The organism is Bacillus cytotoxicus NVH 391-98 (assembly GCF_000017425.1).
Classification (GTDB): Bacteria; Bacillota; Bacilli; order Bacillales; family Bacillaceae_G; genus Bacillus_A; species Bacillus_A cytotoxicus.
Genome location: NC_009674.1, coordinates 1587749 through 1613355, shown reverse-complemented (window position 1 = coordinate 1613355; position 25607 = coordinate 1587749). Strand labels below are relative to the sequence as shown.

The following is a 25607-nucleotide window of genomic DNA, read 5'->3' as shown; positions in this document are numbered from 1 at the left end:
CCTACAATCGGTATGATAGGAGCAAACTCCATTCAATATGAAGGGACATAAATGTAGATTTTCCATTTTTATTTATTGGGTTTGGTTTATCGGGCTCGCTCTTGCGGGGAGACCATTGAAACGAATGGATTCATTAGGAAAAATAAAGTTTCGAGAATTATTATATGGGGCATTTCTCTTTATATGGTAAAACAACTCATCTTTTCGCTACTTCTAAACAGACATCGAGAATGATTATCATCCCTATTTAGAAGCCCTGATAAAAATTTTCATTCTATCAGGGCTTCTATACCTTTATTTACTTTTAACATACATAACAAAAGAAATTGGATAACCATTTAGCATTACTCCTATTCTGCCAATTCTTATACGAAGATATCCGTACTATTTAATGGAATTTGTATGTCTTACATCAAAAAAGAAAGGAAGATTTCTTCCTTTCTCCTTTTACGCTCCACTTTTAGCGATTGTATCCTCCACCAAGTTGCTGTTCTGCCATCGCTACAAGACGTTTTGTAATTTCACCACCTACAGAACCATTTGCACGTGAAGACGTATCAGCTCCAAGTTGTACACCAAATTCTTGTGCAATTTCATATTTCATTTGATCAAGAGCTGCTTGAGCTCCATTTGAAGCGAATTGATTAGAATTACGATTTCTAGCCATTGTCGTCACCTCCTTTATATATTAAAATGCAAAGAATCATGTTTTTTTATTCACCTTATTTTCAACATTTTTTACCATTGAGAATCAATTCATGTACAAACATAAAAATTTGAACTACATACAATTAAAATGTTAAAAATAGATTTTCTTACAACAGAGTTAAATTTTCATACAGATCTCTAATATCCCTCCAACAATATGCCGTCTCTTCTACACCCCTTTTCTCTATCATTTTTGTATCTACTCGCTCTGGCTCGAATTTTTCATAAAAAAGTTTTGAAGGATTATTTGACACAACCCACACCAGTACGGAATGGATATCATATTTAATGAATTCGGAAATCATCATTTGAAATAATCGTTGTCCAATTTTATATCCTTGATATTCTTTTATTAAATAAACCGCATATAATTCACCATCACAACTATAATTTCCAGTTCTTTCCCCACCCTCATCAATGAATCCTACAATTTCCCCGTCTGTTGTTTCTGCAACATATCGATATTGTTTAGAAATATTTTGTTTAAAAATATTTTCCCACTGTTTTTCTCGACGCCTATATGTCATATTCTCTAAAATCTCCTTAGGTAACAATCCACTATATGTTGTTCTCCAACTATCAACGTGTACTTTTGCGATACTAGGAATATCTTCTTTTCGTGCTATTCTAATCTTTATTTGCATTTCTTTTCCACCTTTTGTACTTATAACGATTTAGTCTATAAAAAATAAATGATTGTAAGCTCCATCCATTTTTCTATATCATTTATTTTCGACAATGACTCTTAACAATCCTATGTATACAACTTCTTTCGTTTTCTCTGAACATTAAATGAAGATCTTATCAACCGGTAACGAGGTACAAAAATTGTCCCAAATAAAAAAAGGATGATATTCGTCACCCTTCTTTGCTCTTCTTATCTACTTTCCACTTCAACTGAAACGATATGATCAATTTCTTTTAAAGTACTATATAACTCTGTTATATATAAATCCTCCGGTACCAATATCACCATCTCTAATTTTTGTGATGTACCATTCTCAATGTCTTTTATTTTAACTCGTTTCACTTGCATATTTAAATTTTTTATTTGCTTAAAAATTCCATCTAACTCTCTGTGCTCATTTACAATAATTCTTATAGATAAATCTTTTTGTCTTAACGAATAAGGACCAGCAATTTTAATAAGTTGAGGCATTACATTAATTGCTAATATAATTAAAACCATAGCTACTGTCGCTTGTATATAAAAACCAGCCCCAATTGCGATCCCTAAAGCTGACGCTGCCCATACCATAGAGGCTGTAGTTAATCCAGAGATTACATCATTATTTCTGCGTAAAATGACCCCTGCCCCTAAAAAACCAACACCACTTACAATTTGAGCTGCTAAGCGCATTGGATCCATATTAGTATGCCCTGGCGAAGAATATACATTTACTGATTCAATCGAAACCATTGTAATTAAACAACTTGCTACCGAAATAACCATACTTGTTTTTACACCAAGCGGCTTATTCTTAAGCTGCCTATCAACTCCAATAAATAAACCTAAAAAAAGCGCTAAGCCTAATTTCAGTAAAAATTCATATGACATATTTCATTCTCCTTACTTATATGATGCTCATCATTTTATATGTTAAACATCATCTTTCTCTAAAGAATAAACTATAACTCTTTTATAGTATGGATTCCAGTCTTTTCTATAAAGAAAACGAAAAAAGTCGAAAAAATATGTATATATTTTTTCGACTTTTTTCATTATTTATCTTTCTTTCCTTCTTTTATCTTAATATTGGCATTTTTATAAAAGGCTACTTTTCCTTCATTATATTCTTTTGTATATTGGTTAAATTTCTCTCTCTCTTTTTGAATTTCTTCGCTCAATGTATTAAAAGCCTTTACTTTTTCGCCAATTTCTTTTAATTTTGTTTCTTTTACTTTCAATTTCTCATATAATTCTTTTTCAATTGTCAATGCCTGCTTATAACTTTCATTCATCTTTTTGAAAGATTCATAACGATTTTTATAAGCTTCATTTACTTTCTTTGCCTGTTTTTGAATTTTTTTATCTTCAATTTTATCTGCATAATCTGGAACAGATTTTATCTCTTTTTGCGCTTTTTCAAGCAAATCTTTTTCATTTGTAATTATTTTCTCTCGTTCATCTACATTTGCAACCGCTTGGTCAATTTTTTGAATAACCGCTTCATTATGCTCTTTTCCTTCTTTCATAATTTGAGCATATAATTCTTGGTCTTGCTTCTCTAACTTTTCTAATTTTTTCACATCATCAGAAAGCATCTTTTCTTGCTTTGCTGCGTTTTCAAAGGCAACAAAAATGTTTTCTTCTGGCTTCTCACCAAAACAACCAGATAATAATCCTACTGATAATGCTCCAACAAGTGCTACTTTTCTATAAATCACTTTCCATTCCTCCATCAAATACGGTTATCATGCCAAAAATTCACCGGGAAGTGATTTTCTTCATGATACGCTTCAAATTCATACCCTTTTTCTTTTAGTCCTTTTATAATTGCTGGAACAGCTGCAACAGATTGCGGATGAATATCGTGCATTAAAATCACTTCTTGATCATTTGTTGCACCAGCAAGTACATTTTGCGCAATTTTAGCTGCTGCTGCATCGACTGGCATCTTGTTGTATTTCCAGTCTAAAGAATCAATTGTCCAATCCCATACTTTTAAGTCAGCTTCAACCACTTTGTTACGAAGCGCTTCATTTAGCCCTGGCATTGATCCATACGGTGGACGTGTTAATTTAGGATATTGTCCAATAATATCTGCTATTAATCTTTGATTCTCTTTCATTTCCTTTACGTATTCACCATTTGTATATAACTTTTTAAAGTTATGTGTCATGCTATGCATACCTACATAATGACCTTCTTCCTTTTCACGCTTTACTAAATCAGGATATTGTTTTACATTTGCACCAATTAAGAAAAATGTAGCTTTCGCATCATTTTGTTTCAAAATCTTTAACAACTCTGCTGTATATTTTCCTGGTCCATCATCGAAAGTAAGATATGCAACCTTTCTCACTTGACCATTAAATTTACTTGGCGCTGTTTTTTTTAGTTCAACTTTTCCTTGTTCGCTTGCTAGCTGCACCGGGTTCTCTTGCTTAGCTACAGTTGTCGCTGGCGAAGTAATCGATTGAAACATAAAATAGCCGACCGCAATTGCAATAATCGCTACCATTACTACGACAATACGTTTTACTTTTAAAGCATTATCCATTCTATCATTCCTTCTCTCTATTAATTTTATATATAAATTACCAAATGTAATTATACACGTATTCATTTGATTGTAACGATAAAAAGACAAATATAGAATAAATTTTAACGAAATTGTTATACCGATTTCTTTTTACTCTCAACATATTATACCTATAAATCTACAATTCTTCATAATCACTCATTAGACTTTCACGTAAAACACAACTCGCATCTACCTTTCTTGTTTCTCTCTGAATCCTAAGGAAGAGTGTAAACTGTTATTAATCTGATACAAAAAAGGATGGCAAATACCACCCTTTTCATCTAATTTTGAGTTAATTTGATGCAATGCCTAGGTGTTCATTTAATGTTTTCGAAATCTCTTTTACATTTTTCTCATTTGGCATATAATAATAAATTCCACGAATACGTTTATCTGTCCCTTCTACTTGTATTTTGTCCATTTGCCAATCGGATTCAGCCATATTTTTTGCAATCGAAAGCATATCATCAAATGTTAAATTCGTTTTCATACCATTATCAATTGCAGTTAATAATGAACTCATTTTACTAATAGATTGAGCTGAAAACGCTTTTTTCGCAATAGCTTCAATGACAAGTTGTTGTCTTTGCCCACGCATTGCATCACTATCAATTTTACGTGTTCTCGCTAATGCGAGAGCTTGTTCTCCATTTAAATGTTGATACCCTTTTTCTAAATGAATCATACCTGCTTGGTCTTTACTGTCTTGTTCTGTAAACGTTACAGGCACATCCACATCAATGCCTCCAAGTGAATCAACAATTCTCATAAACGAATCAAAATTAAATTTCACATAATAATCTACTGGAACATCTAAAAATCGTTCAACAGTATCTCTTGTACTTTCAACACCACCAAATACATGAGCATGTGCAATTTTATCTAATTTCTTTCTTGATGGAATATATACACGTGAATCACGTGGAATACTTACTAATTTCACAGTTTTATTATCTTTATTAATAGTAGCCAATAAAAGCGCATCGGTACGAACTGCTTCTCCATACTGACTTTCTCTTACATCACTACCATCTACACCCATAATTAAAATTGAAACGTTATCCTTTAGTGGTTCAACTTCCTTATCACGTTTCGTTGATTTATCAATTTGTTCATATGCTTTATTTGCAACTGCTTTCGCTTTATTATATATAACAGAACCATATCCAATGCCTCCCAAAAGAAGCAAAAACAATGAAATGAAAATGATCCATTTAAATGATTTTCTTTTAAAGCGTCTCTGTTTACTTCTTGTATTATGATGTTCTAATTCAGAGCTCATGTTCACTCTCCTCTCTTTCTTTTTTTAGTATACTTCATGTATAGTAAACTTCCTATTGAAATTCATTTCATTCACCTTACATTTTTGTAAGGTTTCACTTCAAAAAATGCAAAATGAATATATTTCACTTCACATTATACTCTCGTATTTTCTTTTGACAAGGTAAAAAACTCCTTTTAACAAAGTAAGAAATACTACTTTAAAAAAATTTACAATCATAAAAGTTAAAAACTTTTTATCATACTTTATAATATGTAATGGAATATCTTTATTTTCCACACTTCCTGTTTCTATATCTCCCCCATACACATACAAAACGTTTATTACAAAAATGTAATAATAAAAAAAGAAAGCTAGTACACGGCCAGCTTTCTCTCCTCACGATTTTCCTTTTTCTGTTTTCACATATTTAATGCTAATTATCTGTTCACTGATATGTCCATATTTACGACTACTCCCTCGTAATCAATCTCCAGTTCACACACCTCTATCTTTGGAAAGACTTTCATTAACTGTTCAGCAATCTCCTGACGATTTTCATATGGGGTTAAAATGAAGAGAGATGGCCCTGCCCCACTTAGTGCTGTTCCATATGCTCCAAATCGCTTCGCATATTCACGAACAGAAGGTAGAAGAGGAACCAATTGCGAACGATACGGCTCATGAAATAAATCTCGTTCCATCATTTCACCAACTATTTCCCATTTCTTTTCACATAGTGCTGCCACTAATACGTTACTAATCGAGCTTGCACGAACAGCATGATGAAATGAAAATGTTTCAGGTAGCACGAAACGACTTTCATTTGTATTTAGTTCTTCATCTGGTATTACAGAAATAACTCCTAATTCTTTACTTTCAATCCGAACAACGGATACATGCCCCTCATCTATTGCACCAATGACTGTTCCTCCTAAAATAGAAGCTGCTACATTATCCGGGTGCCCCTCAAACTTTGTAGCAAGATGAATTTTTTCGTCTGTTGTTAAGTGTAACGCTCCTAACTGATTCGCTAGTTCAATTCCAGCAACAATGGCAGAAGCACTGCTTCCTAATCCTCTTGTAAGTGGAATATTACTTATGACTTCTATTATATGAGAAGGTAACGATGGGCATACTTGAAGGGCCGTACTTATAATTAAATTGCTATCATCGTTTGGAACGGATTGGTCAAATGGATGTATAACATACCAATGCGGCACTTCTTCCTTCACAATAACTTCTAAATATAAAGATAGTGCCATCCCTACAGAATCAAAACCAGGGCCTATATTTGCTGTACTCGCTGGAACACGAATTTTAAATGGTATCACGAAATAATCACTCCCTTAATATGACCTTTCATTTGTTCTAAATCATTTGAGATATTTGTAATTTGTAATGAATTCGAGGAGATTGCGATATCCGGATCTTTCAAACCATTTCCTGTTAATACAGCGACGACTGTCTCTCCTTGACGAATTTTACCTAATTGAACATGTTTAATGATCCCCGCTAAAGAAGCGTTGGAACCTGGTTCAGCAAACACTCCTTCTGTTCTCGCTAGCAATTGATAAGCCTTTACAATCTCTTCATCCGATACCATATCAATTTCACCGTTCGACTGTTCAGCAGCCTCCACTGCATAATGCCAGCTTGCAGGATTGCCAATTCGAATTGCAGTTGCAATTGTTTCTGGTCCTTCAATGACATGACCTTTTACAATCGCTGCTGCACCTTCCGCTTCAAACCCATGGATTCTTGGTTTTTTATACCCTTTCTCTTTCTCGTATTCACAAAAACCTTTCCAATATGCAGTAATATTCCCAGCATTTCCAACTGGAATAGCAAGAACATCTGGCGCTTTTTGCAACTGATCACAAATTTCAAACGCAGCTGTTTTCTGCCCTTCAATCCGATACGGATTAACAGAGTTTACTAATGTAATAGACTCTTCGGCCGCGATTTGTCGCACTGCTCGCAGCGCATCATCAAAATTTCCTTCTATCGAAATAATTTCTGCACCATATGCAAACGCCTGTGCTAACTTTCCATGAGCAATTTTACCTTCCGGTATAACGATAATACATTTCATTCCAAGGCGAGCCGCATATGCTGCTGCAGATGCCGAAGTATTCCCTGTCGAAGCACAAATAATGGCTTTTGAACCCATCTCTTTTGCTTTTGCAACTGCCATTACCATACCGCGATCTTTAAACGAACCGGTTGGATTTGCTCCTTCATATTTTCCGTATAAACATATCCCTAATTTTTCAGAGATATTTTCAAGCGGAATAAGCGGTGTATTTCCCTCCATCAAACTAACCTCTGGTGTATTGTGGCTCACAGGTAAATAAGAAGCATATTGTTTTAATAACCCTTTATACATATTGTTTTTCCTCCTCAATACTGTAGTAACTTTTTATTTCACTTGCGACATCCTCTAATAACTGTAAGACTTGTGAAAATTGATATTTGGAAGTTTGATGCGTTACAATTACAATTTCTGCAAATTCTTTATTTACTGGTAATTGTATAATTTCTTCGAAACTAACAGAACAATTCTCGAAACATTCTGTCACTTTATGGAACATCCCTGGTTCATCACGTAATATAATACGCAAGAAATATTTTGAAACAATATCTTTATCTTGTTTTAATTCATATGGCTCCATTTCTTTACATACATCTTGATTTTGCACCTCTTGGTTCATTTTTTTAACAATAGCTACAATATCACTTACTACAGCAGAACCTGTCGGCAACTTGCCTGCACCCGGTCCGTAAAACATGACTTCTCCAACTGCTTGACCATGTACGTATACAGCATTAAACTCATTATTTACACTTGACAGAGGATGTTTGCTCGGCAATAAAGTAGGTGCAACGCTTAAATGAATTGCTGAACCTTCTCTTTCTGCTTTCCCAATCAGTTTCATTGTAAACCCTAGTTTTTCTGCTATTTCCAAATCTTCTTTTTCAATATTCCGAATACCGCGAACATAGACCTCATCTAAAGACACATTCATTGAAAATCCTAAATTAGCAAGAATAGCTACTTTTCTTGCTGCATCTAGCCCATCTACATCTGCTGTAGGATCTGATTCTGCAAACCCTAACCTCTTTGCTTCTTGCAACGCTTCTTCATAAGACCAGCCATTTTGACTCATCTTTGTTAAAATATAATTTGTTGTTCCATTCAAAATTCCCATCATCTTTTCAATATGATCTGAAGCTAATCCGTCAGCAAGTCCTCTTAATATTGGAATTCCACCTGCTACACTCGCTTCATAAAGCAACTCACAATGATTCTCGTTTGCAAGTTGTAGTAATTCTGCTCCATGTACAGCCATCAAATCTTTATTAGCAGTTACAACATGCTTCTTATATTGCAACGCTTTTATAATATGCTCTTTTGCTTCTTGAATCCCGCCCATTACCTCTACAACAATATCAATATCTGCATCATGTAAAAGTTCTTCGGCCTCTCTTGTAACAATAATTCCCTTGATAGAAACATCTCGTTCTTTTTCTAAATCCCGCACAACAACTGTTTTTACCTTCACTTCACTCCCTGTCTCAAGACCAATCTTCTTACCATGTTCCTGTAAAATTTGAACGACGCCACTTCCAACAGTTCCTAGTCCTAATACTCCAACATGTACAACACGATTCATCTTTCAATCTCCTCTCAAATTTGAAAATAAACAATCTGTTCTTTTCTTATTTGCTTTCTATACATGCTAGCGGTTCTTTCCGTACATATAACCAGCATCATATACAGCACCTCCTTTCAAAGTTATAAAAAAACACACTCATCCCTAGTAAAGGGACGAATGTGTTTTCGTGGTTCCACCCTTGTTCCAATCTAGGCACGTTTTCTTTCTAGATTGCTCAAGTTCAGATAACGGCTGAGACCGCCAATAATTACTAGATTTCTCGTTCACTATTGAAGTTCAAAGGTGGTAAGATCATTTCTCGTGTTAGGAAGCTCACAGCCTTAGACTTCCCTCTCTGCAAACCGTAAAAATCATCTTGTGTCCTTATCATTACTTTTTCGTTCATGTTTATTTGTTAATTTATTATAGTTATGAAAATGTAAAAAAACAACCCTTTTTTTCTTTATTTTTCAAAATTTCATACAATTGATATGTAATAAAATATATAGAAAGGGGAATTAAAATGGTTAACGATATTCCATAGGAACAGAGAAAAAATCGGCAAGAAACTTCGGGATGACGTACATCGCGACGGCGACTGGCATGAAATATTTCATTGCTGGTTTGTAGAAAAGAACAAGAAAGATATGTTTTTATATTTCCAATTGCGCTCTAAAAACAAAAAAGATTTTCCTGGCAAGTGGGATATTATATCAGGAGGACACATTATGCACAATGAAGATGTAAAAATGGGGGCCTTCGTGAAATAAGCGAAGAAGTAGGACTTTCCTTGCAGACAACTGATTTAATATATAAAGGAATCTTTTCAACCCACAAAAATGGCGTCCATGATCCTCTTTCTCTCTTTCCTTTGCACATGATTATGAGTAGTAGCATGTAGCACATCAGAATTTCTATAAAAATAGTTTTCATAATACGGTATATTTACATACAGCATATAAATATTTCTATCCAAAGAAGTATTTACTTAAAAAGGGGGCATCATTTTAAATGGCTATGCATCATACATAATCAAAAACCTCCCTAACATTTTATATGCCTTCCCTCTATACTTTGTTAGAGAAATGGTCATCATCCGTAAATAAAAATAGGATTTCTACTCCATTACAGAATAGAAATCCCATTTGGATTTTATATTCTCTCTTCTTATGGATTAGTAGACCAAAGCCCTGCTGATTTAATAAATGTACGCTTATTTAACTTCAACTGCGCTACGATAAATTCCGCAATATCTTCAGCTTGCATTACTTTATCTGGGTTACCGTCTGTTAATCCTAATTCTACTGCCATATCTGTTGCTACTGTACTTGGTGTTAACGCTGTGACACGAATGTTATGTTTACGAACTTCCATTGCTAATGATTCTGTTAAACCAAGAACACCAAATTTTGATGCACTATATGCACTTGTTACTGGCGCACCTTTTTGCCCAGCTGTAGACGAAATATTAATAATATCGCCAGATTGTTGCTCAATCATGCTTGGTAAAGCTGCACGAGTTACATAATATACACCCATTAAGTTAACTTGAATTATTTTTTCCCAATCAGCTACATCTAGTTCTAAGAATTTACCGAATTTAGAAATACCTGCATTATTAATTAAAATGTCAATAGAACCTAATCCATCTTTTAACGTTGCAATAGCAGTTGTAACTTCCTCATATGAAGACACATCAGCAGTAGCAATAACAGCTTTTACCCCTTCTGCTTCTACTTCTTTTGCAACGGCCTTTAAATTCTCTTCAGAACGCGCTAATAGACCAACATTTACACCTTCTTTTGCTAAAGCGATTGCTACAGCACGACCGATTCCGCGGCCTGCTCCTGTAATTAACGCATTTTTGCCTTGTAATAATTCTGCCAAATAAAACACTCCTCAATCTATGTTGCTTATTTCATATCATGAATTCTATATGCATATGATAAAAAATGCAATGATGCACTTTAACGTGCGTAGGTTACTTATAAGTAACTATAAACAATTTATTAAACCTGAAATTCCCCCTTCAATCTTTCCTACTTCGCAATTCAAATATATTGAACTCCCACCTACTTCTACATGAGCTGGAGATGGGAGTCTTACTTTCCTAAAATAGCGAGATAAATTATAAATATCTCCATTCCTTGAAAGAGGTATTTCTTTGCAAATAAATAAGTAAATTTCACCTTAACCATTTTCATGATTTATACGCACAGTTTTTACTAGAGTCTGAAAATGAAAAAAGCCTTCCGAGTTTCCTCGGAAAGCCTTTTTTATCATAATGATACTATCTCTTATTATGCTTTTGTATACCCTAATAGATGCTTACTCCAGTAAGAGTTATTTACTGAACTAATTCTTACACCAGTTTCATCAGTTTCTGCACTAATGAATTGACCGTTTCCTAAATAAACACCCATGTGTGAAGGACCAGCCTTATAAGTATTGGCAAAGTATACTAAATCGCCTGGTTGTGGATTACTTGTTTTTGTCTTAGAGCTCCAGTAACCTGCAACTGTTTGACGAGGGCCGCTATGCCCTGTTTGTTTTAATACATAGTAAATAAAGCCACTGCAGTCAAACCCAGCAGGTGTTGTACCAGCTGTTCTATATGGAGAGCCATTTAAAGATCTTGCAAATGCGGCAACTGATGATGTATTACCTGTTGGTGCAGCCGATTTTTGTGTTTGAGTTGTTTCTTGACTTGCACCTGTATTTGTATTCGCGGCTCCACCTTTTACGAATTTCACATAGTCTGCACTTACATACCCTGTTCTTCCGTTATGATTTATTTTATACCAACCATTTTCTACACCAGTTACTTGTAGCACTTGACCTCTTGTTACACCACCAATAACAGCATTATATGTAGCAGGACCTGTACGTACTTTTAAAGCGCCTGTATTTACTACATATGCTCCACCAGTTTGAAGTGCCACACTATTGTTTGCAGCTGGTTTCTCTGTTTGGCTAGATACAGCTGTCCCACCTTTTGTTACGAAGTCTTTACTTATGTATCCAGTTCCACCATTGTAGTTAACCTTAAACCAATCTTGTACTTCCCCTACAACTTGTACCACTTTTCCTTTATGTACAGAACCTAAAACAGTATGAGATGTACTTGGGCCTGTACGTACATTAAGTGAAGATACATTCACTGTGTAGTTGCCTGTTCCTTGTTGAACAGCAGTACCTTTTGTTCCACCAGTTGTTACAAAATCGCCACTTACATAGCCTGCTTTACCATTTACATTTACTTTAAACCAACCGTTTTCTTCACCAGTTACTTGTAATACTTGACCTTCTGTTACTTTAGAAATAATGTTATGTTCTGTACCAGCCCCTGAACGAACATTCAATACATCAGCTGTTACTGTATATTTTAGTTCAGAAGGTGTTTCAGATACGTTGTTTGTTTTAGTTGTTTGTTGTTGAGTTTGTCCATTGATTTCCTTTAACGCATCAGATGTAACTTGTGCATGAGCAGAGTCCATTCCAGGAACTGCTACACCAGCTACGGATGCTGCTGCCAAACCTGCAATTACTTTCTTCATAAGTTATTTTTACTTCCTTTCCCTACTACCCTCTTTAAAAAAATGAACTTAATAATCTACAATTTTCTTAAAATTGAATGCGCATTAAGTTTCATTTTTTGACAAGAGCTTTATTTTTCACACGTCGTTTATTGTAAAACATTGACGTGAATTTTGTGTGAACTTTGTGTGAACTTTTTTGAGATGATAAGATAAGTTGAAACAATCACTAAACGTATTCAATTGCTATCTCATTCAAAAAGTTCATTCTATAAGTCACTCTTACATCATGACAAAAATCGAATGATTTATCAACTATATAATATTTTGAAATACTATATTTCTTTTAACGTAGTACCTTTTCGTTTAAATGCCCCCCTCTACCTCTACATGAGCGAAAGCGGAGGTGCATCATAAGCATTTTCGTAAAAAACGTTCATGATACATTCTTGATTTTTTATAGAAGATACAATTTAAACATGTTAAAATAACTATTACATATAGAAACCATAGGAGGCTCTTATTCATGGCTTACGTGATTGATCAACATTCTAAACAGCACAAAGAAATTTACTATGCATGTATGTGTCTATTATCCGTATTAACATTCCGAAAAATTCTAACGATTGAACAAAAAAAGAAAAATTTAAAATATGCTATGACTCACGATTGGAATGATATAAACAAAGATAACATTTATAAATTATGAATCTTCTTATACAAAAAAGGACTACATATTTTCTGTAATTCTTTTTTCATTATATTAATACATTCGAAAGGAACTATCGTTAATGAAAGTTTTCGCATTACATATAGACAGATTATTACAAACAAGCGAATTTCATACTTTAATGAAGCACATTTCACCAGAACGAATTACAAAAATCAATCAGCTTGTTTTTCCTAAGGATAAACATCGTTCCTTACTTAGTGAAATTTTTGTCCGATTCATTATTCAAGAGGAACTTCATCTCCCAAATCACAACATTACATTTCAAGTTGGACCGTACGGAAAACCTTTTGTCGAAAATCTTCCTTCCTTTCATTTTAATATATCTCATTCTGGTAATTGGATTGTATGTGCAATAGATTGTCATCCGATCGGAATTGATATTGAAAAAATAGCACCGATAGACTATAGCATAGCAAAACATTTCTTCTGTTATGAAGAATATGAAGATTTAATGGCGAAAATAGAACCTGAACGAATGGCTTACTTTTATCACTTATGGACTATAAAAGAAAGTTTTGTAAAGCAGTCTGGTGCAGGTTTAACCGTTCCCTTGCATTCATTTTCAATTTCAATTGATTCATCTCAAAACGTTCATATACGAACTATCGAAAAAACAAATCCTGTTTGTATCGAAATTCTTCACATAGGCACTGGCTATAAATCTGCAGTCTGCTCTTATAAAAAGAATAAGCCTACTAAAATTACATATATAAAATTGGAAGACCTTCTTTTTTATACGCCTTTCTCACGCTGCAAATTCTTTTTACCCGACTAGCGACTGTCTCATGTATTTCTAGTGAATCGAGGATGTTCACTTTTTCAAATAAGATGTTTCTTCATGTTCTTTTCTCTCATTAACGAATTCAAATCCATAAGACATTAATTTATGTGTTTCAGTGAACCGTTTTGTTTGACTCTTTGTTCCCATAACAACTGTAATAATACGTTTATCTCCCTGTTTTGCTGTTCCTGTGAAACAATATCCTGCACTATCAGTAAAGCCTGTTTTTAATCCATCCATTCCTTCTATATGAAGGTTTTTATTAGCTGTATTTAACATTTCATTTGTGCTTGTAACAGAAATATTTTTAAAAGCTAATTGGCTGCGACGTAAATGTGTTACCTCTAATATTTCTGGATACTCTTTAATAAGATGATACGCCAACTTTGCAACATCAGCAGCTGGCATCTTCGTCTCACTTCCATCTGGTTCTTGTAGACCAGACGCATTAGCAAACTTCGTTTTATTAGAAAGTTCCAAATCCTTCGCTTTTTGATTCATAATTTGAACAAAGTTTTTTTCTGTCTTTGCCATATGTTCTGCCAAAGCAACTGCTGCATTATTCGCGGATTGAATCATTAAAGCATGGAATAAATCTTTCACCGTTACTACATCATTCATTTGTAATGGAATTTTAGCACCTTCCGTTTGTGCTGATTTTGCACTTATTTTCACTTGATCTTCCCAATGCACTTTTCCCTTATGTATATTTTCTAAAAGCAAATATGCGGTCATCATTTTTGACATACTCGCTGGAGCAAACGTTTCATTTTCATTATTTTGATAAATTACTTCTCCATCGCTTGCATCAATAATAATCGCTGCTTTTGCTTCCACAACCGGGAGATATTTTTGCGGAATGACTTTTTCCGATACACCCAACTTTGGCAACTCTGCCACTTGAAGAGGCTGTCCTTCTATTAGAAGATTTTCTTTTGCTTTTGCAATATCTCTATCATCTTTTCCTAAACCTTCATGGAAAACGAACCAACATATACCGAAAATAACGGCTAATAGTATTGTTACTCTTCCCCACCTTAACCTTTTCATCGCTAAACTCCTTTTAATCTATCAAATTATCATTTCAGATTTAACCTTATCAACAATGCCTTCATACCGTCAAGGTAAAAAAGTCCTAACATACTAATACAAACCATACACACTGTGTCAGGTCAATTGTAAACTATTTATTCTACACATTTTTTATAAAATAGAAGATATGTACAAACCAAAACCATGTTATTTAATAGAATATAGTACACCTTAACAAAAGGAGGGATTACGATATGGCACATCGTAGTAACAGAGGGCCGATCTTTGAATTACTCTCAGGATTAAATCCTGGAACAGATGTAGAAGATGTTTTTATCAACGGCCTAGAAGAAGCAGTTGATGCTTTTGCTTCATTTGATAGAAGAAGCGGCCTTGCAACTTTTTCAAAAGGGAATGGAGAGATTCTAGTAGTTGATTATCGTAAAATTGATGCTATTGAATTCAACTAATCATTAACATCACTCTCTAATTATCTACTCATGCTAAGCATTTTTATTTTGCTTAGCATGTTTTCATGAAATGAATTCTATTTATGAGGAAACGACTTTCTTTTAGAAAAAAGAGAGTTGTTTCCTCATATTGTTTTCCCACATAAGACATGATACTATATACTTTGGAATGTGAATGGACAAACATTCTATATCATAAAGAAGATAATGAAATTCATTCGCTTCAAATTAATGTATTTACATGTAAAAGAGAGTGAATATATGAAACCGACTATAAAAAATTATATCTTTTTACATGCTGCTTTCTTACTATATTCGATTATCATGGTTTATATGAAATGGGCAGCTAAATTCCCGATTGCATCTATTGGCTTTTTTGTCGCCTACTTCGGACTTATCGTATTTTTATTTGGCTATGCTATTATTTGGCAACAAGTCATTAAACACTTTGAAATATCTAGAGCATACTCACACCGAGGTATTATTATATTATGGTCTATGCTATGGTCTGTTCTCCTATTCGGCGATACAATCAAGTGGAATCATATACTTGGTGCGGCTATTATTATCGTTGGAATTGTGGTGGTGACAAAAGATGAATAATTACATGTTACTATTTATTTTTGGTATCATTTTAGCCAATTACTCACAGATTTTATTAAAAAAAGCAACATTACAAAAATACGACTCTAAACTAAGAGAATATGTCAACCACTATGTTATGATCGGGTATTCTTTGTTTGTTATGAATGCTGGCTTAAATGTCATTGCATTAAAAGGCTTGCCTTTAAAACAAGCATCTGCCTTAGAATCACTAAGCTATCTTATTATTTTAGTATTTAGCTGGTACTTCTTAGGCGAAAAAATTACAAAAAGAAAGCTCATTGGTAACCTTATTATTGTCATCGGTGTTGTCATTTATTGTATACAATAATAAATATAGCCATACAAAAAGTCCGTTATTGAAAACGGACTTTTTTGTACTCTTACACTTATTCCCCTATATTTTGAATCTTATTTTTTAACTCTTGAACTTGTTGAACTGTCTGCATAAACTCTGAATCTTTAAATTGTTCTAGATCCACTTTACCTTTCTCAATCTTTTTCATTGTTTCATCAATCCATGTACTTAACGTTTCATTGTATCCAACAATCTGCTCATGCATTTCTTTTGCTACATCCGGCGGCGTTAATTTATTAAAGCTTGAAATATCCTTTTGAATCTCTTCTAACTTATTCTCTAACTCTTTTCTTGATGCGCTATCATTGATCGCTTTTTTCGCTAACTCTGGTGCCTCATTTGCAAACTGACTGACTTCGTTTATATAGTCCGTTGTCTTTTGTGCATATTCAACGGAGTTTTTCCCCCCTTCAATCATCGAGCAACCTGTTAATCCGATTAAGAGTACGGCTAAAAATGATAAAACTCTTTTGATTGCCATTGTTTTATCTCTCCCTTATCTTCATGGATTTACCACATACATTCATTTTATGTATTCTAGTAAAACGTCTCTTTCCCTTGTTAATTGGCTATAAAAAATATTTTTTTACATATGTTTATTACATCTTCTAACTCTAAATGGACTCCCTCCTTCGTTTAGAGAAAGAGAGCTTCTCGGTTATAGCATTCCCTTCGTACACTCTCCTCTCGTTTAAACTTATATGTTTTCACTGCAGACTTTCACAAGTTAAACATTGCAAGTTATGAACACACTTCATTCTATTCATAACTTGTAGCTTTTATATAGAGTGAAGCTTTCATCAATAGAGACTTCCTCTCCACTCAGTTTTTTTTACATACAACTACTCCTACCTATTTCTTCACCTAAACATGATTTTCTACCATTTCTAATTCTTTTTTGATTTGATTTTGATTGAATCCCTCACCTATCATAACCAAATTAGTTGGAAAGCCAAAGTCTTGTTCCAATAAGGTTGGTACTCCAAACGAATATTGCAATAAGTGTGGATACTTATTCCCATGAAATTTCACAAAGCCTTTCACACGATAAATACAATCAGGTAATGTTGATAACCATTCATATAATCTTTCTTGATCGATTGGTGTCGTAAATTGATATGTCATTGTTTGAATATGCAAATGCTGTTTCACATGCAATGTCTCATGCTCTTCCTTGCTTCTAAACTCAGCTTTTTCTATATGAGCTAAAGATATATTACAATACTTTGTTTCATACAATTTAGCATGCTGATTTATAGTCCGTACCTCTTCTACAAGCTTGTTCTTATCCTCTTCTGTGAGTAAGTCTACTTTGTTTATAAGAATATGACTTCCATATTTTATTTGTTCTTGTAATAACTGCTGAACGTTTGCACTTAATACACTTCGATTTAACCACCTTACTCCATCTAAAACGACTATAATTGATTTCACCTCAAGAAAAGGAGCTAAAATCGGTGAGATACATGCATCTAATACTTCAATTGGGTGAGCTACTCCCGTTGTTTCTATGTAAATGACATCCGGCTTTTCTTGTTGATATAAAGAATGTAACTGGATTTCAAGCTCTTCTTTTAATGTACAACAAATACAACCTTTTAGTAGCTCCCTTAAAACATTCTCTTTCCCAATAATATCTGTATCTACTGAGTATTCACCTATTTCATTCATTAAAACAGCAACTTTTCTATTCTTTTTCTTTTCTGCTAATAATAGGTTTTGAAGCAATGTTGATTTTCCGCTTCCTAAAAACCCACCTAATATATGAATTTCTACTTTTTTCATTTCATCGACCATCCATTTCTCTACTCTAATCTTCTCAAAACGTAATAATTACGATTTATATTCATTATTTTATTAAAAGAAGTATGTTTTGTAAACGAAACTGTCTCATTCACCTCGTATGTAACTCGAACTCTAGACTCACTCGCACTTTGTACCCATCCCCCATTATCTCATACTATTTGCAACTATATCAATTACACCATCTGAATAATGATCGCTTAACAAAGAACCTAATGAATATCTTTTTTGTAATGTCATAAACTAGATGAGAATCTGTATAAGCAGAGTCCATTTGTACATATCAAAATTATTGAAATAGCGAGGAATTGGTATATGAAAAAAGGTATTAATCGTGTTGTATTAGTGGGAACTGGAGCGGTAGGATGTAGTTATGCTTACTGTATGATTAACCAAGGCGTTGCTGAAGAATTTATTTTAGTTGATGTAAATGAAGCGAAAGCAGAAGGAGAAGCAATGGACTTAAGTCATGCGGTTCCTTTCGCTCCAGCACCGACAAGAGTTTGGAAAGGAAGCTACGAAGATTGCAAAAATGCCGACCTTGTTGTAATCACTGCTGGTTTACCACAAAAGCCAGGTGAAACTCGTTTAGATTTAGTTGAAAAGAATGCAAAAATTTTCAAACAAATTGTACGTAGTATTATGGATAATGGATTTGATGGCCTCTTCTTAATTGCTACGAATCCTGTAGACATTTTAACTTATGTAACATGGAAAGAGTCAGGATTACCAAAGGAACGTGTCATCGGTTCTGGTACGACTTTAGATTCTGCACGTTTCCGATATATGTTAGGAGAATATTTCAACGTTGCTCCTCATAATATTCATGCTTATATCATTGGTGAACATGGTGACACAGAACTTCCGGTTTGGAGTCACGTATCAGTTGGTGTTCAAAAACTACAAACGATTTTAGACAAAGATAATGAACATAATCAAGAAGAATTAGATAAAATCTTCATTAAAGTTCGCGATGCTGCCTATCATATTATTGAACGTAAAGGCGCTACGTATTACGGCATTGGCATGTCTCTGTTGCGCATTACAAAAGCAATTTTAAACAATGAAAACAGCGTATTAACAGTCTCTGCTTACTTGGATGGACAATATGGACAAAAAGACGTCTATATCGGTGTGCCTGCTGTTCTAAACCGCCAAGGTGTTCGCGAAGTATTAGAAGTTGAATTAAATGCGCAAGAAGAATTACAATTCGATCATTCTGTTCAAGTATTAAAAGAAACAATGGCTCCTGTTCTTTAATCGAGAATCAGCTACATGTATCGTAATCAAAAAACGCTTGGGGATGAAGCGTTTTTTGTAAATTTGTTAAAATAGAGAGTGAATACTAGAAATGAAAGTAGCAATTTGATCGTACTTAAATACTCTCCATCGATATCCTTTAAGTAAACGGACTCCCACTTATGTTCGGGAGTCCGTTTTTACGTATTTTTATACATTCAAACGTCTAGGTGTGTTTTCGTTCGCTGGAAACATACGTATTCTTTTCATTTCTTAACTATTCTTCATCATTTACTTCAAATACATCTAATAAGAAAATAAAGATTGGAATTCCGATAATAAGACCCCATATTCCTAAAAAATGCTCTGAGAAGATTAAAATCATAAATGTATAGAAAATGGGTAAGTTCGTTTTTGCAGACATAAATTTTGGATTTAAAAAATAACTTTCAAGAGCATGAATAACCGTAATCACAATTAATATGTATACAACGTACATTATTCCACCGATATTGTAGGCAATGATACAAAGTGGAAACAATGAAATAATAACACCAGCAACAGGAATTAAGCCAAGTAAAAAAATCATAATTGCTAATACGAGAAGCTGGGGAAATCCTAAAAAAACAAGTGCAATGACCGTGAGAATACAATTTACGATCGCAATTAAAAACTGTGCTTCAATCACTTTTCCAAATGACCGTGCAAACCGTTGAGAAAAATAGGCAATTTCTTCATAAAAAATCTTTAATTTACTCTCTTTAAATTTAGACGTAAACGTAATAATTCGTTCTTTTTCTAGCAAGAAAAATAAACTTAAAATAAGAGATAATAAAATTTGCAAGCTAACTTTTCCAATGTTCGCCACAGACTGGTAAATGACATCTACACCTTGTTCAATATATTTTGATACTTCCATTTGATTAATTGTTGAAAGTACATATTTAATGATCTCATTATCAGGTGGATGCTGAAAAAACAGTTTAAACTGATAAATTAACTGAGAAATTTGTATCGTTAATACCGGCAAATATTTATATAATGTTGTGACAATAAACGTTACTAAAACACTATATAAACAAGCAATCACTACTTTTCGATTTATTTTTAACTTGTTTGAAATAAATCGTTGAAATCGATCCATTAAAAAAGTCAGAATAAAAGTGATTAATATTAAATTAATCATACTTTTTAATCCATATAATAAAAACGCTAATATGACGAATACAATGAATCGTTGAAATCCTCTACTTTGAAAAAAGTTTTTTACTTGAATCATGACAAATTACTCTCCCCCTTCAATGGATTGATATTCATATATTGAAATACAGGTCTATCTATTGCCATATTACTACATATTATGAATTCCTGTAGACAATCTTTCTCATAAATTGAAAAGAATCCTCTTTTTTCTTTATCTTTTCATTACTTATTCATGATATCTATACACATTCTTTTTCGTAAATAGCTCGCTTGGCGAGAATTCATCATCAGTGGAAAATGAAGTACTCACTAAGGGGAATTCTACTTTATACCGGTCAAATATAAACAAAGCCATAAACATAATGTTTATAGCTTTGTTTTCATCTGTTTCACTAATAATTCTTTTACTTGATTATATGTTAACCCTGAGTTTTTATTTAATCGTTTCACTTCTTCAATGTCAGTGCCTACGACTGTATATTTCTTATCCTTCTTCATTCCGACACATCCTTCTCTAAAAATCCACTACGTATAACACATGATGTATTCTATTTTTCCTTTTCAATCATAAGTTCATACTTCTCTACATATAAAAAGAGAAGCTATGTTTACATAACTTCTCTTCTGAACTTTAAGAAGAACTACTTCTCCTACTCATTTTGTTCCTCCATCAATATCCTTACTTCATACTTTTATCCTATTCTTTCAGTTTATTTGTAATACTTGCCTTTCTAAATAAATCAGCGCGTAAACAAGCGCATCTATAGCTTTATCAATGTCTTTACGGCTTACATTTAACGAGGTTCCAAAGCGAAGTGTATTCGGCATTACTCCACCGATTAATACTCCTTTTTCAATCGCTTTTTCTCTAATAATATTGGAAGGAAACGTACTTGGGTCTGCTTCATGAGTAAAGTTTCTATCTATTTCAACAAAAGGTGTCATCTGCTCATCTTTTACAAGTTCCACAAGCCATAAAACCCCATACCCAGCGATTTGTCCAATTGATTGATGTTTTTTCTTTAACTCCAATAATTTTTGTTTTATATACTGTCCAGCCGCTGCAGCTCTCTCTACCAAATTTTCTTCCATTATATATTCTAAATTTGCACATACCGCAGCCATAGCGATTGGATGCCCTGAATACGTTGAAACTGTCTCCCATCGATATTGATCCATAAATTCCGCAATTTCTTTACTTACAACGACAGCACCTGCTGGAATAGCTGAGCTAGAAATTCCTTTTGCCATTGATACGATATCAGGCTCGACATCATAATGCTGATATGCAAACCATTCCCCTGTTCTTCCAAACCCTGTCAGCACTTCGTCAGCAATCCATAAAATATTAAGTTCTTTCGTCATTTTACGAATTTGTGGAATATACTCATCTGGCGGCTGAACAGAGCCAGCTCCTTGTGTAACTTCTGTAATGATTGCTGCAACTTGTTCTGGCCCTTGATTTTCAATAATACGTCTCGTATATTTCACGCAAGCGAGTTCACCATTTTCATCCTGGCAAGTACCATATTTATGGCCAAGTGAACAGCGCATACAATTAGGAGAAGGTGCTACGGCAACAAGTCCACTGTCTTGAGCTGGTACATGATGCGGAAGTGAATCAGGAACTGATTCCGTCACCCCACTTTTACTCCCCTTTAACCTTGTCATTGATGAAGCCCCTTTTGTCCAGCCATGATAAGCATATTCTCTCGTTACAACAAGGGGACGCTTTTTGTATAATCTAGCAATCATAAGTGCTGTCTCTACCGCTTCACTTCCAGTAGAAACAAAACGAACTTTCCCTGGCCAACTTTCATTTCCTAATACATCTTCAATAATCATTTTCGCTGCCTTTGCCTTATAATCTGTCACGTAAGCATCTTGTAAAAAACCATATCGATCTAGAGCGTCCTTAATCGCATTATTAATTTTCTCATTCTTTTGACCAGCATTTACACAATATAATTGATTAAAACAATCTAACAACTTTGTGCCATCTGGCAAAATTAAATAATCGCCTTCTGTAGTCGCGATTGGAATCGGCTCATATTCTTCTTGGGTCGAAAAAGTTCTCATGATATATTTTTTATCCCACTCTAATACTTGTTGCCAATCTATTTTACTCATATCATTTCCCCCTCTTGTTATTCCCTGCATGCTATAGCTAAAATATGACTTCCACCAATCATTCAATTGATGCCCCTGATTTTCCTATAATCATTTATCCTTCATACCAGTTTAAAGCTCTCTCATTTAAATCAACCCACACATGTTTAGTCTGCGTGTACATCTCCATTGCCTGCACCCCTAGCTCTCGGCCGAACCCACTTTGTTTTGTGCCCCCAAACGGCGCTGCACTATCTAAAAAACTATACGTATTAACCCATACTGTTCCCGCTTTTATATTGCGCGCCATACGATGTGCTCGTTTTAAATCGTTTGTCCATACGCCAGAAGCAAGTCCATAAACCGTATCATTTGCTTTCATTAGCGCATCCTCTTCATCTTTAAAACGAATCACCGACACAAAAGGTCCGAAAATTTCTTCACGAGCAATCGTCATTTTGTTGCTAACATTTTCAAAAATAGTTGGTGTAAAATAATAACCATCTCCAGCTTCTAGATATCGTTTACCACCGGTTACTAAATTAGCTCCTTCATCAAGTCCAACTGCTACATATTGTTCAATTTGCTTCAACTGCTTTTCTGAAATTTGTGGCCCCATTTGTGTTGTCCTTTCAAGAGGATTTCCAATGCGAATAGACTTCGCTTTTTTCACAAAAAGATCCATAAATGTATCATAAATCGACTCCTGAACAAATAACCTCGAACCTGCTGCACAGACTTGCCCTTGTGCAAAGTAAATACCGAAGGCCGACATATTTACTGCATCTTCTAAATTGGCATCTTCAAAAACGATATTCGGCGATTTCCCTCCAAGCTCCAATGATAGCGGTTTCAATTTCTTGCTTGCTGTTTGCATAATGAGTTGACCTGTACGAGTAGAACCTGTGAAAGCAATTTTGTCAACTTCTGGATGAGCTACTAATGCATCTCCAGCTTCATCTCCAAACCCCGGAACAATATTTATTACACCGTCTGGAATACCGACTTCTTGAAAAATTTTTGCTAATTCTAAAATACTAACAGGTGTTTGTTCTGCTGGCTTAATAACAATCGTATTTCCTGCTGCTAAAGCTGGTGCTAATTTCCACATCGCAAGCAGAAGCGGAAAATTCCACGGCACAATAGCCCCAACTACCCCAAGTGGCTCTTTCAATGTATAATTCAAACGATTTTTTGGTGAAGCCAATGTTTCACCTTGTACTTTATTTGCTAAGCCAGCGTAAAATTCTAATACATCAATCGTTGCTGGTATAGCAATGTATTTTGTCTCATTAATAGGTAAACCGTTATCCATCGATTCTATCTCAGCAAAAAAATCTAACTTATCTCTCATTTGCATCGCCGCTCTATATAAAAGCCTCCCTCGTTCACTCGGATCCATATTGGACCATGTTCCTGATTCAAAAGCATTGCGAGCAGCCTTTACAGCTAAGTCAATATCTTGCTTACCAGCTTCTGCTACAATGGCATGTATTGCTCCCGTACTAGGATTAATGGATTCAAATGTTTTTCCCGATACCGCATCTACCCACTTGCCATTTATAAATAATTGATATGTCTTTAACATACGATCCCCTCCCCCTCTAAACTTAAGAAAATAATAGCCAATTACCGTCCATATTGATTGTAAAAAACGGAACATTCTGATAATTTAACCAACTACTCTACGTCACAACGTAACTTTCCAAAAAACTTTTCAGTATATTCCCTTGGAGTTAACGAGCCAAAACTTTTAAATTCATGAATGAAATGCGCTTGATCATAATAACCATTTTCATTGATGATATCCCAAATGGTAAAGTTCTTCATTTTAAGCAACATATTTAAAGCAGATTGATATCTTACAATTTGACTAAATCGTTTTGGAGAGATTCCAATAGATTCTTTAAATTGCTTTCGTATATATCTCGTTGAATATCCCACCTTACCCGCCAACTGACTTATGTTCATATTTCCTTTTGATTCATAAATTTTATTTAGCACTTGTCCTATTATGTTCATTGAACCGTCTGAGGGAAAAACAACTTTACCAATTAACTCTTTAAACAATCCCACTCTTTCTTGAAACCCTTCTGCAAGTATTATTTTTTCTATAGTTGTATGTTGAATAGAAATCATATCAATTAAAGGTACTTCTTTATCGACTATTTCTTTTACCATATAGTTTGAACGAAGTACCTCTTGATATGGCAGGAACCTTACACCAAAGTATTCACTGCCAGCTTGCAGATGAATCATTCGACTACGAATGACACTTCCACATATATTTGCAAAACAATCCTGTTCATTACAACCGAATAATATATCTATACACCCATCAGGAACCACTGAAACAGCATGATGCAAATCTTTTTTTAGACGAAATTGATAAAATAATAATACTGTTTGATTCCATATATTTTTTTCTCGATGTTCTGTATAATAGTCTGCCATCCCTTCAAACTCAGGCTGAAATGGAAAATATTGATACGTTTTTATATGTTGAAAAATACTCAACATACTCTCCTCCCCTGTAAAACTCTTTGTTTTTTTACAATTTAATGGTGCTGTCTTACACATATTTCCCTTCTCATGTTTCTTGTTGTCCATTTTACTATCCATAACTTTCTAGAAGCAATACAAAGTTACCAACGCCACTTTCATATGGAAGTAAATCAGACTTTCAAACGTACAATTCGTTTTCTTTCTTTATATCATTGAAAAGGAAATTTTGTGCTTTATTATTTCAAGAGAGACTGATATGGGAAACTGTTCATGTTCTTAAATACATATATATTTTTCGGATAGAGATTCTTTTCTAAACAACAGTTCTCATACATATAAAAAATCAACATGGCTAACCA

Annotated in this window: 25 protein-coding genes, 1 pseudogene and 1 other annotated feature; of the genes and pseudogenes, 7 read left to right on the top strand and 19 right to left on the bottom strand. The window is 34.2% G+C overall.

The window, feature by feature from the left end; genetic code table 11:
- Nucleotides 1–460: 460 nt before the first annotated feature.
- The 9 genes from BCER98_RS07885 to BCER98_RS07845 all read right to left on the bottom strand — a co-directional run bounded on the left by BCER98_RS07885 (nt 461) and on the right by BCER98_RS07845 (nt 8894).
- Nucleotides 461–667 (bottom strand): alpha/beta-type small acid-soluble spore protein, encoded by a 207-nt coding sequence (locus BCER98_RS07885; protein WP_012093993.1) that lies wholly within the window; start codon nt 665–667, stop codon nt 461–463.
- 148 nt (nt 668–815) lie between these two features.
- A complete protein-coding gene (locus tag BCER98_RS07880; protein ID WP_012093992.1) occupies nt 816–1352 on the bottom strand; it encodes a GNAT family N-acetyltransferase in 537 nt (178 codons plus the stop codon).
- A 233-nt stretch (nt 1353–1585) separates the two neighbouring features.
- Nucleotides 1586–2266 carry an MgtC/SapB family protein gene (locus tag BCER98_RS07875; RefSeq protein ID WP_012093991.1) on the bottom strand — a complete coding sequence of 227 codons (681 nt, stop codon included), beginning with the start codon at nt 2264–2266 and terminating at the stop codon, nt 1586–1588.
- A 164-nt stretch (nt 2267–2430) separates the two neighbouring features.
- On the bottom strand, nt 2431–3096 hold the full coding sequence (locus BCER98_RS07870; RefSeq protein WP_012093990.1) for a YkyA family protein: 666 nt from the start codon (nt 3094–3096) through the stop codon (nt 2431–2433).
- A gap of 14 nt (nt 3097–3110) precedes the next feature.
- Nucleotides 3111–3932 (bottom strand): peptidoglycan-N-acetylglucosamine deacetylase, encoded by an 822-nt coding sequence (locus BCER98_RS07865; protein WP_012093989.1) that lies wholly within the window; start codon nt 3930–3932, stop codon nt 3111–3113.
- 316 nt (nt 3933–4248) lie between these two features.
- Nucleotides 4249–5238 (bottom strand): LCP family protein, encoded by a 990-nt coding sequence (locus BCER98_RS07860; protein ID WP_012093988.1) that lies wholly within the window; start codon nt 5236–5238, stop codon nt 4249–4251.
- 419 nt (nt 5239–5657) lie between these two features.
- Nucleotides 5658–6551: a homoserine kinase gene (thrB, locus tag BCER98_RS07855; RefSeq protein WP_012093987.1), complete on the bottom strand. Its 894-nt coding sequence runs from the start codon at nt 6549–6551 to the stop codon at nt 5658–5660.
- Nucleotides 6548–7606, bottom strand: coding sequence for a threonine synthase (thrC, locus tag BCER98_RS07850; RefSeq protein WP_012093986.1), 1059 nt, complete (start codon nt 7604–7606; stop codon nt 6548–6550). The genes thrB and thrC overlap by 4 nt, the downstream gene beginning before the upstream one ends.
- On the bottom strand, nt 7599–8894 hold the full coding sequence (locus BCER98_RS07845) for a homoserine dehydrogenase (RefSeq protein WP_012093985.1): 1296 nt from the start codon (nt 8892–8894) through the stop codon (nt 7599–7601). Before BCER98_RS07845 ends, thrC begins: the two co-directional genes overlap by 8 nt.
- 148 nt (nt 8895–9042) lie before the next feature.
- Nucleotides 9043–9276 (bottom strand) — a binding site (T-box leader).
- 133 nt (nt 9277–9409) lie between these two features.
- Here BCER98_RS07845 and BCER98_RS20820 point away from each other — a divergent pair.
- Nucleotides 9410–9702: pseudogene (locus tag BCER98_RS20820) on the top strand (NUDIX hydrolase); the annotation flags it as partial.
- 341 nt (nt 9703–10043) lie between these two features.
- Here the strand turns inward: BCER98_RS20820 and BCER98_RS07840 are convergent.
- Both BCER98_RS07840 and entFM read right to left on the bottom strand, forming a co-directional pair.
- Entirely contained in the window at nt 10044–10763 is a 720-nt protein-coding gene (locus BCER98_RS07840) for a 3-ketoacyl-ACP reductase (RefSeq protein ID WP_012093984.1), read from the bottom strand.
- A 413-nt stretch (nt 10764–11176) separates the two neighbouring features.
- The gene (gene entFM / locus BCER98_RS07835; protein WP_012093983.1) at nt 11177–12433 is read right to left on the bottom strand and encodes an enterotoxin EntFM; all 1257 of its coding nucleotides are present in this window, start codon (nt 12431–12433) and stop codon (nt 11177–11179) included.
- A gap of 505 nt (nt 12434–12938) precedes the next feature.
- Between entFM and BCER98_RS07830 the strand changes: the two genes are divergently transcribed.
- Both BCER98_RS07830 and BCER98_RS07825 read left to right on the top strand, forming a co-directional pair.
- Complete coding sequence (locus BCER98_RS07830) at nt 12939–13121, top strand: hypothetical protein (RefSeq protein WP_012093982.1); 183 nt, start codon at nt 12939–12941, stop codon at nt 13119–13121.
- Between the two features lie 82 nt (nt 13122–13203).
- The gene (locus tag BCER98_RS07825) at nt 13204–13920 is read left to right on the top strand and encodes a 4'-phosphopantetheinyl transferase family protein (RefSeq protein WP_012093981.1); all 717 of its coding nucleotides are present in this window, start codon (nt 13204–13206) and stop codon (nt 13918–13920) included.
- Between the two features lie 36 nt (nt 13921–13956).
- On the opposite strand, the gene BCER98_RS07820 is transcribed toward BCER98_RS07825, so the two are convergent.
- Nucleotides 13957–14976 (bottom strand): D-alanyl-D-alanine carboxypeptidase family protein, encoded by a 1020-nt coding sequence (locus BCER98_RS07820; protein ID WP_012093980.1) that lies wholly within the window; start codon nt 14974–14976, stop codon nt 13957–13959.
- 236 nt (nt 14977–15212) lie between these two features.
- Here BCER98_RS07820 and BCER98_RS07815 point away from each other — a divergent pair, with 236 nt between their 5' ends.
- The 3 genes from BCER98_RS07815 (at nt 15213) to BCER98_RS07805 (ending at nt 16362) form a co-directional block, all read left to right on the top strand.
- A complete protein-coding gene (locus BCER98_RS07815) occupies nt 15213–15428 on the top strand; it encodes a hypothetical protein (protein WP_012093979.1) in 216 nt (71 codons plus the stop codon).
- 261 nt (nt 15429–15689) lie between these two features.
- Nucleotides 15690–16031 carry an EamA family transporter gene (locus BCER98_RS07810; protein ID WP_041810327.1) on the top strand — a complete coding sequence of 114 codons (342 nt, stop codon included), beginning with the start codon at nt 15690–15692 and terminating at the stop codon, nt 16029–16031.
- Entirely contained in the window at nt 16024–16362 is a 339-nt protein-coding gene (locus tag BCER98_RS07805) for an EamA family transporter (RefSeq protein WP_012093977.1), read from the top strand. The genes BCER98_RS07810 and BCER98_RS07805 overlap by 8 nt, the downstream gene beginning before the upstream one ends.
- 58 nt (nt 16363–16420) lie before the next feature.
- Here BCER98_RS07805 and BCER98_RS07800 read toward each other — a convergent pair whose 3' ends face one another.
- Nucleotides 16421–16870: a DUF6376 family protein gene (locus BCER98_RS07800; RefSeq protein ID WP_012093976.1), complete on the bottom strand. Its 450-nt coding sequence runs from the start codon at nt 16868–16870 to the stop codon at nt 16421–16423.
- Between the two features lie 383 nt (nt 16871–17253).
- A complete protein-coding gene (locus BCER98_RS07795) occupies nt 17254–18174 on the bottom strand; it encodes a CobW family GTP-binding protein (RefSeq protein ID WP_041810325.1) in 921 nt (306 codons plus the stop codon).
- A 333-nt stretch (nt 18175–18507) separates the two neighbouring features.
- Between BCER98_RS07795 and BCER98_RS07790 the strand changes: the two genes are divergently transcribed.
- A complete protein-coding gene (locus BCER98_RS07790) occupies nt 18508–19452 on the top strand; it encodes an L-lactate dehydrogenase (protein WP_012093974.1) in 945 nt (314 codons plus the stop codon).
- 256 nt (nt 19453–19708) lie between these two features.
- Here the strand turns inward: BCER98_RS07790 and BCER98_RS07785 are convergent, their stop codons facing one another.
- The 5 genes from BCER98_RS07785 to BCER98_RS07765 all read right to left on the bottom strand — a co-directional run bounded on the left by BCER98_RS07785 (nt 19709) and on the right by BCER98_RS07765 (nt 25263).
- Nucleotides 19709–20710 carry an AI-2E family transporter gene (locus BCER98_RS07785; RefSeq protein ID WP_012093973.1) on the bottom strand — a complete coding sequence of 334 codons (1002 nt, stop codon included), beginning with the start codon at nt 20708–20710 and terminating at the stop codon, nt 19709–19711.
- 290 nt (nt 20711–21000) lie between these two features.
- Nucleotides 21001–21132 (bottom strand): hypothetical protein, encoded by a 132-nt coding sequence (locus BCER98_RS23355; RefSeq protein WP_012093972.1) that lies wholly within the window; start codon nt 21130–21132, stop codon nt 21001–21003.
- 207 nt (nt 21133–21339) lie between these two features.
- Nucleotides 21340–22764, bottom strand: a complete 1425-nt coding sequence (locus tag BCER98_RS07775) for a class-III pyridoxal-phosphate-dependent aminotransferase (RefSeq protein WP_012093971.1) — start codon at nt 22762–22764, stop codon at nt 21340–21342.
- Between the two features lie 94 nt (nt 22765–22858).
- Nucleotides 22859–24331 (bottom strand): aldehyde dehydrogenase family protein, encoded by a 1473-nt coding sequence (locus BCER98_RS07770; protein ID WP_012093970.1) that lies wholly within the window; start codon nt 24329–24331, stop codon nt 22859–22861.
- Between the two features lie 92 nt (nt 24332–24423).
- Nucleotides 24424–25263, bottom strand: coding sequence for a helix-turn-helix transcriptional regulator (locus tag BCER98_RS07765; protein WP_167527338.1), 840 nt, complete (start codon nt 25261–25263; stop codon nt 24424–24426).
- Nucleotides 25264–25607: the final 344 nt, after the last annotated feature.